General features: G+C 53.2%; 10 protein-coding genes. 7 read left to right on the top strand and 3 right to left on the bottom strand.

Features of this window, described 5'->3' with window-relative positions; genetic code table 11:
- The first annotated feature begins 50 nt into the window (after nt 1–50).
- The 6 genes from SH668x_RS13020 to SH668x_RS12995 all read left to right on the top strand — a co-directional run bounded on the left by SH668x_RS13020 (nt 51) and on the right by SH668x_RS12995 (nt 9,644).
- Nucleotides 51–1,445, top strand: a complete 1,395-nt coding sequence (locus tag SH668x_RS13020) for a YbaY family lipoprotein (protein WP_437185496.1) — start codon at nt 51–53, stop codon at nt 1,443–1,445.
- Between the two features lie 552 nt (nt 1,446–1,997).
- Nucleotides 1,998–3,401 carry a transcription termination factor NusA gene (gene nusA / locus SH668x_RS13015; RefSeq protein ID WP_437185495.1) on the top strand — a complete coding sequence of 468 codons (1,404 nt, stop codon included), beginning with the start codon at nt 1,998–2,000 and terminating at the stop codon, nt 3,399–3,401.
- A gap of 163 nt (nt 3,402–3,564) precedes the next feature.
- Nucleotides 3,565–6,753, top strand: coding sequence for a translation initiation factor IF-2 (gene infB / locus SH668x_RS13010; RefSeq protein ID WP_437185494.1), 3,189 nt, complete (start codon nt 3,565–3,567; stop codon nt 6,751–6,753).
- Nucleotides 6,754–6,813: 60 nt separating this feature from the next.
- Nucleotides 6,814–7,266, top strand: a complete 453-nt coding sequence (gene rbfA / locus SH668x_RS13005; protein WP_437185493.1) for a 30S ribosome-binding factor RbfA — start codon at nt 6,814–6,816, stop codon at nt 7,264–7,266.
- Nucleotides 7,267–7,497: 231 nt separating this feature from the next.
- Complete coding sequence (locus SH668x_RS13000) at nt 7,498–8,478, top strand: hypothetical protein (protein WP_437185492.1); 981 nt, start codon at nt 7,498–7,500, stop codon at nt 8,476–8,478.
- Nucleotides 8,479–8,672: 194 nt separating this feature from the next.
- Nucleotides 8,673–9,644, top strand: a complete 972-nt coding sequence (locus SH668x_RS12995) for a lysophospholipid acyltransferase family protein (RefSeq protein ID WP_437185491.1) — start codon at nt 8,673–8,675, stop codon at nt 9,642–9,644.
- Nucleotides 9,645–9,753: 109 nt separating this feature from the next.
- Here the strand turns inward: SH668x_RS12995 and SH668x_RS12990 are convergent, their stop codons facing one another.
- Entirely contained in the window at nt 9,754–10,812 is a 1,059-nt protein-coding gene (locus SH668x_RS12990; RefSeq protein WP_437185490.1) for a Gfo/Idh/MocA family protein, read from the bottom strand.
- Nucleotides 10,813–11,032: 220 nt separating this feature from the next.
- On the opposite strand from SH668x_RS12990, the gene SH668x_RS12985 reads away from it, so the two are divergent.
- On the top strand, nt 11,033–12,457 hold the full coding sequence (locus tag SH668x_RS12985; protein ID WP_437185489.1) for a UTP--glucose-1-phosphate uridylyltransferase: 1,425 nt from the start codon (nt 11,033–11,035) through the stop codon (nt 12,455–12,457).
- 318 nt (nt 12,458–12,775) lie between these two features.
- Here the strand turns inward: SH668x_RS12985 and rpoN are convergent, their stop codons facing one another.
- Both rpoN and recR read right to left on the bottom strand, forming a co-directional pair.
- Nucleotides 12,776–14,221, bottom strand: a complete 1,446-nt coding sequence (gene rpoN / locus SH668x_RS12980) for an RNA polymerase factor sigma-54 (protein WP_437188551.1) — start codon at nt 14,219–14,221, stop codon at nt 12,776–12,778.
- Between the two features lie 308 nt (nt 14,222–14,529).
- Nucleotides 14,530–15,156 carry a recombination mediator RecR gene (gene recR, locus SH668x_RS12975; protein WP_437185488.1) on the bottom strand — a complete coding sequence of 209 codons (627 nt, stop codon included), beginning with the start codon at nt 15,154–15,156 and terminating at the stop codon, nt 14,530–14,532.
- Nucleotides 15,157–15,170: the final 14 nt, after the last annotated feature.

Below are 15,170 nucleotides of genomic sequence, written 5' to 3'. Positions count from 1 at the left end.
TTCATTTCAAGCCAGACACTAAAAACAACATGCGAGCCAGGAGCATCGTGATGAAACGGATTTCATTAGCAGCCACACTGCTGGCGGGCTATTTTGCCATAGGAGCGGACGGGATTGCATTAGCGGTTGACCCGAATGTGAGCTCCCGATACCAACTTCCCGGTCAAGTAACCCCACAGTCGAATAATTTTGATCCGGCTTATTTGCCCGGTCAGAACTATTTCAACAACACCCCCGGCGGCACGCAGTCGCTGGACCCATTTTACAACCCCGGGATTTACAACCCGAACATTCCGGGTATCAACCCAAACTATCCGGGGAGTCCAACGTACCCCGGGCAAGTGACACCAAGTTATGTTGCTCCAGGAACGGGAACCGGGGTCAATCCAAATCTGAATGACCGGACACGTCTGAACCCGCAGTACAATCCGGGATATGTTCCACCGGGGTCACAGAACCCAAATCTGGGGTTAAAAAAGTGGCGACTGGGGATCATGTCGAAGGATACTGACACCGGCGTTCAGATTCACACGCTTGTCAACGGGGGGGCTGCACAGCGTGCAGGTCTCGAGCCGAATGACCGGGTGATTTCAGTGAACGGTTATCAGGTCGGTTACGTCAATGGTCAGCTTTTTGACTGTGCCACCGAATTTGATCGCTCCGCTGATCAGAACGGCTGGGTCACACTGTTGGTTCAGAATAGCCGTGATCGCTCTTTGGTGAACGTTCCCGTGCAACTAGATTCCCGACTGGCGACGTTGTCCGGATCAATCGCAGTTCAGAACCGTCAAAATCTACCAGCGAACGCCGTTGTGAATGTCGAGTTGCGGGAAGTAGTCGGCAGTCGATCGACTCCTGTGACGATCGCAAGTCGCCAGATCGAGAATCTGACAACGTATCCAATACCGTTTACGATTGACTACGATCCAGCCAACCTGAATGTGAATGGTCGATATCAGGTCTACGCGAACGTTCTTTCGAATGGCCGCGAGATCTTCCGAACAAGCCAGGTTCAGCAGGTTCCGATGCATCAGGGTGCAGTGCGAACTGTTGCACTCCAGTTGGATCAGGTTCAGGGGAACGTTAATTATCCGACGTATCCAACCGGTCCTCAGGCACAGGATGCTCAGGTCGCTCAGATCGTTAAGTGGTTCAACGATTACCTTGGTCGGCAGCCGTCTGATCGAGAACTCGTCGCATGGATGCAGCAGATCCAATCTGGTGTTCCAATGTCTCAGGTTCAGCTGGCGCTCTTGTCCAATGATCAGTTCTTTAATCGCTACGGCAACAACCGTGACTTGTATGTCGCTCAGGTGATTGAGTTGCTGCTGGGGCGTAAGCCGTATCCTGAAGATATGGCCTATTGGACTTCGCGATACGAAGCTCAGAACGGGATTCGCCGTAATTTTGTAAGCGAATTCCAGGGGGCGCTCGGGATCAACTAGTGTCGATTGATTTGAATTGATGCATTCAGGCGGTCTCCTTTGTTGGAGACCGCCTGATTTGCTTTAGGTTGAGCCAATCAAAATGGCGATCAAAACACAGCTTCGACTTTAATTGTATACGATGGTTTCGGGGCTTGTGAAAGCCTCGGAATTGCCCTCGAGAATGGGTGAACTGGAGAAGGGGAATCGCTTGTAGCTCCAATTCTCGGGAAAGCAGTCGAGTTAGACGGTGCTTTTTATGCAGATTCAGAGATTCGGCGTTCCAAAAAACGTGTGATTCTTGACACATCTGTTCATGGGGCATATTGTTACTAACTGGCTCGCAAGAGTTCGTTGTAGATTTCACGAAACCAGTCCGGCTTGTTTGCTGGAATAGCTGAGAGGCCCGTCCATGTAGGCATTGGCGTTGACAACGGCCGGTGCTCGATTCCACGGTGTTCAGGGATTTATTTTCTTGAGCCACTTGTGGGGGTGGCTGGCTTTTCAGGTGACGTGATGACAAGTGAGATGTAGTCACTTTTTTTTCACCTAAAACGTTGACAGTAAACGCACATGAATGGCACTGAGGTCCTCCGCATTGTTGACGCCATCCATCGCGATAAAGGCATCGATAAGGAAATCGTCTTTAGCGGGATTGAGTCCGCTATTCTCTCCGCCGCGCGCAAGCACTATGGCGACGAGAGCGAGATCGTCATCAGTATTCACCGTGGAACGGGAGACGCTAGTGCGACTCTCGACGGTTCCGAACTGCCGCCGGAAGAACTGGGCGACTTGCTAGGTCGCATTGCAGCCCAGACCGCAAAGCAGGTGATGATTCAGAAGATTCGCGAAGCTGAACGCGATTCGCTCTTCTCGGAATTCAACGATCTGCGTACGCATCTGGTGAACGGTACTGTTGTTCGCGTCGATCACGGTGTTGCTTCAGTCAGTCTCGGAAAAGTCGAAGCAATTCTCCCTCGCAGCGAGCAGATTCCAGGCGAATCGCACCGCGTCGGCGACCGTGTTCGTGCCGTTGTTCTGGAAGTTCGCAAAGCCGGCAGCCGTATCAAGGTTGTTCTTTCCCGCACGCATCCAGAGTTTGTTCGCCGCCTGTTCGAAGTTGAAATTCCTGAAGTGTCAGAGCGAGTGATTGAAGTTCGCTCACTGGCACGTGAGGCCGGCTATCGCTCAAAGGTTGCGGTTTCCTGTGCTGATAACAACATCGACTGTGTCGGTGCGTGTGTTGGCGTTCGTGGGTCGCGTATTAAGACGATTGTCGACGAACTCGATGGCGAGCGAATTGACATTGTCCGTTGGAGTGATGCCCTCCAGGTCCTCATTCCAAATGCGATGCAGCCAGCCGAAGTTGAGGACGTCATTTTGTGCCCGATGCTGGGACGAGTGATCGTTCTGGTTCGTGATGATCAGTTGTCTCTCGCCATCGGTAAGAAGGGGCAGAATGTCCGCCTCGCTTCCAAACTGGTCGGTTGGGACATCGAAGTCATGACACAGGATGAGCTCGACGATCAGCTTGAGCGTTCAGTGGCTGCCTTCAGCACTGCTCCACATGTGACCGCCGATCTGGCGGAATCATTGGTTTCGCAAGGGTTCTTCAGCTTCGAAGATCTTTCTGTGATTGAACCTGACCACCTGAATCAGTTGGGCGGACTCAGCAGCGAAGAAATCGACGAGGTAGTCGAGTTTGCCGAGCGGGAAGCCGAGCGGGAAGAAAATGAAACGGACCGCCGCAAAGCAATCGAACGTGACGCGAAGCGTGTGGAACGAGAGGCTGCCGAGTTGGATGCCATGACTGGCAATAGACTCGAGGCAGAAAGTGAGGGCCAGCTGCCCGCAGCAGTGGAGCCTCAGGAAGATCCTGACGTGGCAGGCGATGTATCAGCGCCAGGGGAAGTAGTATTGGCCGATGAAGCAGAAGCTGCTGAGTCGGTTGCCAAGAATGATGGTGCGTCGGATTGATTTCCGCATGTGCCGAAGTCGAAAGACGTTGCTGTCATTTTTGGTATTATGGCAGCAGGGACAGGCCATAAGTTGCGTGGCGCAAATAGCGTCGGAAGCGCCAGACGTCTCCAGAGATCGGATTCGCGGCCGATTCCGGAGATCAAATTTAGAGGGGTGACGATTGAAAATCCGCATCTTCGCGCTTGCGAAGGAACTCGGTTTTGACAGTAAGGATTTGATTCAACACTGCAACGACGCAGGTTTGGACGTGAAGAGCTCGCCACTTGCGAGCATCACACCGGCCGAGCGCGATCTGCTGATGGACCATCTTCAGAAGTTGTCTGGCAAGGCCAAAGCCTCTGAGTCAGCGTCTGTCCCTGCCGCAATTGAATTGTCGCGCGATGAGCCAGTTCGTGAATTGCGACCCCGCGAAATTCGTGATCTCGGCGGTCCGCTATCGACACAGATGCGGACCCGTCGGCCACCTCGTAAAGAGTCTGCTCAGTCTCTCGATGAGACGGTCTCTCCAGCTGATTCAACAAGCGACCTTTCTGATCAAGAAGTTGTCGCTGCTGACTCACTGGTAGTGCCGACTCACGACAGCGTTGAGGATACGGTTGCAAGCACGCCCGTCGAGAGCGAAGCCGCTGCAAGTTCTACCTCAGTTCCTCCCGCACCGGTTCGACCAGCCCCTGTGCCGACGCGATCGATGCGTGATCTGTCTCAGTCAGGGCAGCGAAGTCCTTCTGAGGGTAAGAAGAGTGGCGAATCGGCTCCTTCGACGATTCAGCCTGCCGTGAAACCTGCAATCACTCCAGTCGCGAAGTCTGTCGCGCCAGTGATTAAGCCGGTTGAAGTTCTTAAGCCCGCTCAAGTTGTGAGTGCCTCCGCTGAAGCGTCAGTTGAGGAGGAAGCTCCCAAGCCTAATCAACCTATTGTGAATCCGCCCGCTGTGGTTGCGGAAGTTCCTCAACAGCCCATTCAATCTGAGAAGTCTGTGGCATCACCTGCTTCGCCAGTCATTTCCACGCTCACTGCAGAGTCAGTTCCGCCTGTAGAACAACGACCGGCTCCAATCACTCGTGCCGAATATGTCGCAACCAGTCGATCGGCGTCGCCGATTCGCGAAATGCGACCTCATGGATCCGTCCGCGTCTCGGAAGAGCGACCTGCAAGAGTGCAGGAAGAAGCTGCTCCAGCGCCGATTCGACGGGATAATAAAAAACGCGGCCCAGCGCTCCCAGCTTTGGCGACTCCAAACTTCAAGCCAGCTGTGGCGAAGAAGGTCGAAGAGCCGATTCACAAGCCAGACTTGGCTCTCACTGGCGACGTCCTCAAGAAAAACAAACTCGCTGATATTCTGAAGAAGAATCGCGATGATTCTGTTCGTCGGACCCCGACTACAGAAGAGGAAGACAAAGCAACTCCAGCCAAAGGTCGTGGAGGCGTCCCTGCTCGTGGTCTCGGACTGGAAGAGGCGAGAGAAGCTCGTCGACGACGTCGTACGAAGACCAAAGGTGGTGCAGATGAAGACGACCGTGTGATTCACCGGTCTGTGAAGCGACAACGTCGCAATTCCGGAGCGGTTGAACGTAAAGCCAATGCTGTTGTTTCTACTCCAATCACCGTTCGAAGTCTTTCAGAGGACTTGGGGCGTCCCGCTCGTGATTTGCTGACGATTCTCTTCTCGCAAGGGAAAATGGTCACAATCAACGATCTTCTCGATGAAGATGTCGCGTTGGAATTGGGGATGGAGCTCGGCGTCGTTCTGGAAATTGCGCGTGAGCAGGACTTTGAGGAAGTGCTGGCTGATCGTCTCAATCTGGATTCGCAGGGAAGCGACGTGGAACTAGTCTCTCGACCGCCGATCATCACTGTTCTGGGACACGTCGACCACGGTAAAACGACATTGGTCGACCGAATCCGTTCTGCGAACGTTGCGGCTGGCGAAGCTGGAGGAATCACCCAGCACATCGCCGCGTATCAGGTGGAGAAGGATGGTCAAAAGATGACCTTCGTCGACACCCCTGGTCACGCCGCCTTCGGTGAAATGCGTGCTCGCGGTGCGAACGTTACGGACATCATCATTCTGGTGGTGGCAGCTGACGACGGCGTCATGCCTCAAACAGTTGAATGTATCAGCCACGCGAAGGCTGCTGGCGTTCCGATCATCGTTGCGATGAACAAGTGCGATCTCCCGACAATCAACGAACAGCGTGTCCTCACGGAACTGTCGCAGCACGGGATTCTCCCGTCTGAATGGGGGGGTGACGTTGAAGTCGTCCGCGTTTCCGGTCTGACAGGCTTGGGAGTGGATTCCCTCCTCGAAACAATTCTGGTGACAGCTGAACTTCAGGATTACCGTTCACCAGTCAACGTGCCTGCTGACGGGGTCTGTCTCGAAGCCTTCCGCGACGAAGGTCGCGGTCCTTTGGCATGGGGAATCGTCCGACTGGGAACTCTCCGAGTTGGTGATCTGGTTCTGTGCGGGCCTTCCTACGGTCGCGTTCGAGCGATGTATACAGATCGCGGAGAAGAGATTCAGGAAGCTGGTCCATCCACTCCAGTGAAGATTGCTGGTTTGAATGAGGTCCCAGGTGCCGGTGATCACATTTTTGTGATGCAGGATATCGAACAGGCCCGTGAATTTGCCGAAGAACGTCGGTTGCGTGGACGGACCGCGGCATTGTCTGGGCGTGGTGGGCCTGTTTCGCTGGAAGAATTCTTTGCTTCAAGCAAAGGCGGCGGAATCAAAGATCTGCCGTTGATCATCAAGGCAGACGCTCCAGGTTCACTGGAAGCGATTCGTCACGAACTCGAGAAGTTCGAGCATCCTGAAGTTCGCATCAAAATCCTGCACACAGGTGTTGGTGGTGTGAACGAAAGTGATGTTTACCTCGCAGCCTCCACTGGCGCGATCATCGTCGCATTCCACGTGATTGCAGAAGATCGTGCGGAATCTCTTGCTGCCCAGGAGCGGGTTGAGATTCGACGGTATCGCATCATCTACAACGTCACGGAAGACATCCGTCAGGCGTTGGAAGGATTGCTGGAGCCCGAGAAGGTCGAAGTTGCTACTGGCCGAGCATTGGTTCTGCAGACATTCGGTATCAGTCGCGTTGGAACAGTCGCGGGTTGCCGAATCCTCAATGGTACGATCGATCGGAACAACCGCGTTCACGTGATTCGCGACCAGACGGTTCTGAATCATTACGGAATTGCTTCGCTGAAGCGTGGTAAGGACGACGCGAAAGAAGTCAGAGAAGGCTTCGAGTGCGGTATCCGTCTTGACGGCTTCAACGACGTGAAGGAAGGGGACTTGCTCGAGGCCTATCGCATCGAAGAGCGCAAACGAAAACTGGATGAGTAGTCGTTCGCGAATTTCGTAGTGAAACGCTTTTTTCGAGTCGTAGTCAACATTGGGTAAAGTATGTCAACACGTCGAACTGCAAGAGTCGCACAGGCGATTCGCCAGGTCGTCAGTACCGCTGTTCTGATTGAGTTGCGAGATCCGCGAGTCAAGAATGTGACAGTCTTGCATGTGGAGGTTCCTGTAGACCTTCGCACCGCAAAGGTCTACGTCAGTATTATGGGAGATGAGAAGATGGAATCTCTCTCTCTCAAGGGGTTGGAAGCGGCCCGGGGTTGGATTCAATCCCGGATTGCGGATGAGTTGGACTTACGCTCGACTCCCGTTCTGACCTTCATTGTCGACCGAGGTATCAAGAAAAGTATCGAGGTCTCCAAACTGCTCCGGCAACATGAACCGATGGCAGGGGAAGAATACGAGGACGACGACGACGACAACAATGTCGACTTTGATGAAGTAAGTGATGAACCTGCGAATGATGAGCCGGAGTCACCTGAAGGCGACAAAGGGTGATGACTTCGGAGAGTCAGGCCATCGCGTCCTGGACCTGATCCAAAGTTTTCCGGTGTATACCGGCCCGCATGCGATATCGACGTACCAGTGGTCGGTTTAACTCTGAGAGACACCGTCACTTGTATTTCAGAACTGCGATTGAGGTCGTTGATAGCGTGCGAAGGTGTCCGGCCCAGGTGGCGTCGGAGCGAGAATATTCCAGATTGACCTGCACTAGAGCGGGAGGCATTGATGCCTGCCAAGTCACTTAAGGCAGCAGACAAGCAGACGATTCTGAAGAAGCTCATCACTGAGATGAAGCGACGATACGGCAATTCGTTGCCTAAATCGAATCGTTCTGCATTCGACACGTTGTTGTTCGCGATCTGTATTGAAGATGCGACTCAGGAACAGGCAGAGGCTGCATTTGCATCGCTGCTTGAGCCGTTCTTCGACATGAATGAGATTCGGGTGAGCTCGGTATCTCAGATCGAGTCTGCTTTGGGAGAACTCCCCGGAGCTGACTGGAAAGCGCTTCGAATCCGAGAAGCGTTGCAGCACGTTTTCGAAAAGTTTTACGTGTTCGACCTCGAGTTTCTGCGTCGTAAGACTCAGGAGCAGGCAGTCAAAGAGCTCGATGCGATTCCGTTTCAGACATCGTTCGTCCGAGGCTATACTGTTCAGCATGTGCTGGGCGCACACGTCCTTCCAGTCGACCAGACAATACTCAATGCATTGCATTGGTTAGGCTTGGTCGATGCGAAATGCAATGACCTTGTTGTTGCAGAGGAAGAGGTCAAAGCCGGGATCAAAAAAGCCGAGGGAATTCAGCTCGGACATCTCTTGAAGTGCGTTGCTCTCGATCCAGTGTTGAAGGAGCACTTCGATGAATGGACTCCAGAAGACGAAGAAGTCGATCCATTCGAAGCTGCCAGCCGCCTTGCAGAACTGATCAAGAATCCGACGAAGAAAAAGAAGAAGGCCAAAGCGGCTCCGGCACCTGCTCCAAAAGCAGCCGCCTCTTCAAAATCGACTGCAACAAAGGCTGCTGCTCCAGCAGCGAAAGCGGCAGCATCCACAAAACCCGCTAAGACAGTGGCATTGAAGAAGCCTGCCAAGAAAGTTGCTGATCGAGCGATTTCTGGTAAGGCAAAGCCTGCAGCAGCTGTGAAAAAGGTGTCGAAGAAGGTTCCTGCTCCGCCTAAGAAGACAGAGCGCAAGCGAGCCAAATAATTTTAAGTCGATTTGCTGGCCTGCTCGTGTCTAAACACGAGCAGGCTTTTTTTATGTACTTTCTGGATGCGGTCAGTAACTAGTTCGCTTCCGACTTTTGCGTAAAACCCGTGTTGACCAAATGTCCGTTCGGCTGCGACACTTGCTGGATCGAGGATGAGTTCAGTTTTCACGGGATGTCATTGGCAGCACGGATGGCGAAACCAGTAACAATTTCACAGCAAATTCAGTGGCGGATTGAGTACTTCATCTTTCGTTCATTCGGTTGCGTTGTTGAAATTCTGTCTCCTCGCCAAGTCAACCGACTGGCTCATTTTCTCGCGTGGGTCACGCACTTCCTGGTTCCTCGTAAACTGACCCGTTATGAGTTGAGCCGTGAAAACCTCAGCCATGCATTCAACGGGGAAAAGACTTCAGAAGAAATCGACAAGCTCATTTACGGGATGTGGGTCCATCTCTTTCGGCTCGTCTGTGAAATCATTCAGTTTCCTCGGAAGCTGCGACTGGAAAACTGCCGTGAGGTAATGCGGTTTTACAATCGCGCTGTCTGCGTCCAAGCGATCAATTCCGGGCGCCCCGTTTATTTTGTCGGGGGGCACTATGGGAATTGGGAAGCGTCGACAGCCACCTTTGGCGTGTTTGGAGTCCAGATGGGGGTGATCGCCAGGAAATTGGATAATCCGTATCTGCAAACCTGGTTTCGCAGTGCCCGAGAGCAAACGGGACATCTGCTGTTGCTGAAGAGCGGTGGTTGGGATGGCATGGGCGAGCTCATGCAGCTCGGCGGCTCAATGGCCTTGATGTGCGATCAGGATGCCGGGCGACGTGGTCTCTTTGTCGACTTCATGGGGCGTCCTGCATCCACATATAAATCGATCGCTCTCATGGCATTGGAAACCAAGGGGTTGATTGTCGTGGGGTACGGGCGACGAGTCGAAGATGATTTCGATGAAGGACGCTGGGCGCGGTTTGAAGTCGGCTGTGAAGAGGTGATCGACGCTGCGAATATTGACGCGGACGACGAAGTCCGTGAAGTGACCGAGCGATTCTCACGAGCACTCGAGCGGGCGATTATGAAGTCTCCAGAGCAATATTTCTGGTTGCACCGCCGATGGAAGTCGGTTCCGAATCAGAAGCGAAAATCGAAAATGAAAGAGGCATCCTGACTGCCACAGGGGCTGGCAGTTCTTGGGGGGACGCCTCTGGCCAATGACCGGGACTCGCGCGTTTTCATGAGAGACTTCCGTGTCTCGTGCCAATGAAACGGTCCTGTTGTCAAGAATTGCTTTCGAGAGGCAATCGGACTCGCCGTCCGGATTTCGACGATTCATAAATTGCCAGAATGATTTCGACGCTTTTTCTCCCTTCTTCTCCGTTGATGAGGGGGGATCGCCCAGTTTGGATGGCGTCGATGAAATCTTCAAACTGACGTTGATGACCGGTGAAGGAAATCGCCTTTGGGTCAGCGGCCCCTCCGGTCACTTCGTTTCCTTTCCCGTACTTCTCGATGAGCATCGCATCTTCCGGGAGCGCCTCTTTGAAATTCCACAGGAGAATGGAATCCTGCTCAATGATTGCTGAGCCTGTCGTCCCGTGTATTTCGGTCTTCTTGAGTAGCCCAGGGTAAACGCTTGTGCTCGCCTCGAAGGTCCCGAGTGCTCCGTTTTTGAATCGGGCAATCGCGGTTCCGACATCTTCAACTTCGATTCGCTCGTGAGCGAGAGTGCTCGTGAGCCCGCAAATCTCTTCGACGTCTCCCATTAGCCAGTAAAGGAGGTCGACATTGTGAATTGCCTGATTCATGTAGGCGCCGCCCCCATCTAGTGCCCACGTGCCGCGCCATCCCCCGGCGTCGTAATATTCTTGAGATCGCCACCATTTCACGTACGTATCTCCCAGAGTCAGCTTTCCAAAGCGACCTGACTGGACGGCATCTCGGAGTGCGATATTTGCGGGGCTGAACCGGGACGGGAGAATCACACCTAAGAGTGTATTCGCAGCCTTGCATGCTCGGATGATTTGATCGCAGCGTTCGAGCGAAATCTCCAGTGGTTTCTCGACCAGAACATGTTTTCCAGCGTTGGCGGCAGCGACGGCGGGTTCAAGATGTGCACCGCTGGGTGTGCAGATGGTGACGACTTGAATGTCGTTCCGTGCGAGCATTTCTTCGAGTGTCGAAAATGCTTCGCATTGAAATTCTTGAGCGAAAGTGGCTGCTCGTTCTGGGTTGTGGTTGTAGCAGCCGATTAATTTCGCGTCGGGGATGGCAGCAAGAGCTTGTGCGTGATAGCGGGAGATCATGCCCGTGCCGACGACCGCGAATCCAATGGCCATTGCTGAAATTCTCCTGACATCTGCACTCTAGATGGAAACTAAAATCAAAGTCCGCGGATTCGATGACAATCGTGAGTTGAGATCGATTTTTGTCGCAACGAAAGTCTTGCTACAGCACACGAATTTCGATTTACTTAGTATGGCTGCTCGTTGTAGAAAATTCGACCCGGCTGTACATCACGATTCCATGTGGTAGGCTTCGGGCAGGGAGGCGATCATCATGACGCACATGTCGGTTCAGATTCCACAAAGAATTCTCAAGCCTTTGCAGGCTGTCGGGCAGGAACATCTCGTGCAGTTCTGGGATGAACTCTCCCCTGAGCAGCAAAAGTCGCTGGAAGCACAGCTTCTTTCCATCGATTTTCAATTGATGCAGCGACTCATCGATGACCGCCAGGCGACTTCCGGGGCATCTGTCGACTTCGTGGAAAAGGCGAAGAACGCCACGTCTCCTCAGCAGCTTGTTCGCATTCCTACGACCGCTGCGGATCGGCAACGCCAGAAAGATGCACTGGAAGCTGGCGAAGATTTGTTGAGAGCAGGGAAAGTCGGCGCAATTCTCGTCGCTGGAGGTCAGGGATCGCGTCTGGGATTCAATGCTCCCAAGGGAATGTACCCGATCGGGCCGATCTCGGATCGGACACTGTTTCAGATTCTCTGCGAGCAGGTTCTCGCCCGCTCAATTCAGTTCGACGCGTCCATCCCGTATTTCATCATGACCAGCGAGGCGACACATCGTCCGACGGTCGCGTTCTTCGAGCAGAACCGATATTTCGGGTTGAGTGAAGAGAACGTCTTCTTCTTTCAGCAATCGTCACTTCCTGCAGTCGACGTCGACACAGGGAAGATGCTGATGGAGCGAAAAGACCGCGTCGCGACGAGCCCTGACGGTCATGGCGGCATGTTGCGGGCGCTGCAGAACACTGGAATGCTCGGAGTGATGAGAGATCGTGGGATCGAACACCTGTATTATCATCAGGTGGACAATCCAACTGCGATTGTATGTGACCCGATCCTGCTGGGGCATCATGTATTGAGTAACTCTGAGCTGACGACGAAAGTTGTCTCAAAAGTGTCCCCTGAAGAAAAGATGGGCGTGCTTGCTTCCGTCGATGGGCGAACGGAGATCATCGAGTACAGCGATCTTCCAATTGAAGAATCGAAGCGTAAACAGCCGGATGGCTCTCTGGTTTTCTGGGCTGGAAATACTGCGATCCATGTCTTCAAGCTGAACTTCATCGAGAAATTGCTGAAAGACGACCTCTCGTTGCCGTTTCATGTGGCCTTGAAGAAGGTTCCCGGGATCAACGAGGTTGGCGAGGAATTTGCTCCGGCTCAACCGAATGCAAACAAGTTCGAACAGTTCATATTCGATGCTCTGCCGCATGCGAAGGTCGCGCTCGTCGTCGAAGGAATTCGCACGCGAGAGTTCAATCCAGTCAAGAATGGGGAAGGAAATGACTCCCCGCAGACGTCTCGCGCGGCATTGTTGAGCATTGCCCGAGAATGGATTGAAGCTGCTGGCGGGATCGTCGAAAAAGGTGTTCCCATCGAGATCAGTCCGCTCTATGCAATTGATGCGATGGAGCTCCAGACAAAGCTCGATCCGGGGCAAATCTTCAAGCGACCGACAATTCTCAAGTAGAGTTGCCGTGTCGACGAGAAGTTCGGTGTGCTGCTGGGCCAATGGTCTCGGGGTACCTTGCCTGCGCTTGGCGATAAGAGCAATCGATCTGTCTTGCGGGGCCGGGGCACCTGCTTCGCAATTGGCAACGCATTCGTGCGAAGGTTCGCAGGGATTGAGAGACACCCGGTTTTAGGCAATCAGCCGGCATCGCACGATCAGGTCCCTGAAATGGGACTCGCCCCTGTCTCCGGGGAGTGCGGCGGCGAATGGTGGCAAAGACTCGTTCTAGCGCTGGGTTTATCGCCACCGGAACGCCACACTCTCGTGAGAGGTGCTCTAGTATTCGCGTCTCTGCCGGGATGATGGAATGTTCATCGCTTTGCGGTATTTGGTGACGGTTCGACGGGCCAGGTTCAACCCACCTTTGGCCAATTCGGCGACGAGTGCATCATCGCTGAGAGGATCGGCTTTGTCTTCCTTATCCACGATTTCCTTGAGCTTGAGCCGAATATTTTCCCAGGCGACATCTTCACCGTCGCTGGTCTTCGTTCCGCCGCCAAAGAATCGTTTGAGTGGGAAAATTCCACGAGGTGTGGCGATGAACTTATCATCGACCGCACGGGATACCGTAGTGACGTGGACGGAGACCACATCTGCGATGTCCTGCATCTTCAACGGCTTGATGTACTCTGGCCCGAGATCCAGAAACTCGGTTTGTTGATCCACAATGGCCTGAGCAACGCGCCTGAGGGTATTGTAACGCTGCTCGATGGAGTCGATCAGCCATTTAGCTGATTCAATTTTCCGCTTAATGAATTCCTTCGTGGCAGCGTCCGGGTTTCCTTCGAGCATGCGGATATAGCGGCGATTAATGCGGAGTTGAGGGACGTATTCGTCAATCAGCTCAACAACATATTCGCCTGCCTCGTTCTTCGCGACCTTCAGGTCAGGAGCAATGGTCTGCACTCGAGGGGTATCGAAAATCCGCCCCGGGTACGGTTCCAGCGTCCGCATTTGTTCAATACCCGCTTTGATCGTATCGAGCGAGTAACCGGTTTTGCGTTCGATAAGAGGCAATCGGTTTTGCAAGACATCATCAAGATGGTCTGCAATCAGCGTGTACATGATCTCCCCAAGAGGAGTCTCCGGCGTAATTTGAAGCAGGAGGCATTCTTTGAGATCACGCGCTCCGACGCCGGGAGGATCGAGGCGTTGTACGAGCTTGAGTGTCTGTTCGGCGTCCTCGCGAGAGATGTTCTCTCCGAAAACCTGTGCGAGTTCGGGTAGCGAACTCTGCAAACGACCGTTCTCGTCGAGGTTGTGGATCAGATAGTCGCCGAAATTCCGGAGATGGTCAGGGGCGTCGCAATGAAATTGATCAAGGAGATGATCGTGAAGCGTCTCAGGGCGATTTTCGCAGTTCGCCATCACGTCGTTCTGTCGATCCCCATCCTCTTCGATGCGATTACTCGATGGGCGCGATCCGGACGTGTAGTTGTCGTCTGGCCACTCTTTGGAAATTTCGACAAGGCGTTCGAAGTCGGATGCGTTGTTGTCATCCGAGACCATTTCGCGGCGGTCGATTTCGACTTTCGGAGCTTCGAATTCAGATTCAGCAGCCTCGTATTTGTATTCGTCTTTTTTAGTCGCGATCTGTTCGAGGACGACGTTTTCAGCAAGTTCCTGGTCAATGCGTTCCTGCAACGCCATCAACGGGAGCTGCAAGATCTCCATTGACTGGATCATGCGGGGAGCCAGCTTCATTTGCTGGCTCATACGCATTTGTTGTGAAACGTTTAAATGCATCTCGGTTCGATCTAGAGCACGCTGCTCTTACCAGTGCCTGTTCGGCGCGAAACTCATACACTTGTTCAGGGGACGCCGACGTGCGGAACGGGGACTACCAATTCTGTGTTCACTCAATCCAGTTTTCACTCTTGAGTGGCAGTTCACTTGGATCAATCAACCGATTTTCGGTTCGCCGCTGGCTCGAATAAAGTCAGGGCGAATGGCGACAAAAACATCATCCGGTACTCTTGCAATTCGTGTGCTGACTGCCCGTTGCACTCCAAACTCTGTCGAGATTCACTCTAAAACTGCTGGCGTCCTCGCATGGCATCGGCCAACATTTCCTTATTCGCAAATTCCAAAACACTCCCTGTCGCAATTCCGCGAGCAAGCCGCGTGATTGAAACGGGTTCCTCTTCCAGAAGGTTTGAGATGAACAGTGCTGTTCCGTCTCCTTCCAGAGTTGGATTCGTGGCCATCACTAACTCTTTTACCTGATCGACTTTGACGCGCTGAACAAGTTGTCCGATGGTCAGATCGTCAGGTCCTACTCCTTCCAGCGGAGCGATTCGCCCCCCTAGAACGTGGTAAGTTCCTTGGAAAGCTGATGCCGCTTCGAGAGCTGCAACGTCTTTAGGTTGTTCGACAACACAGACGACTGTTCGATCTCGTCGTGGATCACGACAGATTGAGCAGACTTCCTGCTCCGTCAGATTAAAACAGACGCGGCATCGGCGAACGCTTTTCTTCACTTCATAGATCGCATCCGCTAAGGCGAATGCATCTGTGTCTCGACAACTTAACACATAATTTGCCAGACGTTCGGCGGACTTTCGACCGATTCCCGGCAAACTCGAGAACTGTTCTACCAACCGTCCGACAGCCGGACCGAAGGGATGTTGTTCAGGTTGGAAGCCTCGTGCGGCCATGCTGTTGAAACACT

Source organism: Planctomicrobium mucosum (assembly GCF_051466335.1).
GTDB lineage: Bacteria > Planctomycetota > Planctomycetia > Planctomycetales > Planctomycetaceae > Planctomicrobium.
This window is presented reverse-complemented; position numbering and strand designations above follow the sequence as displayed.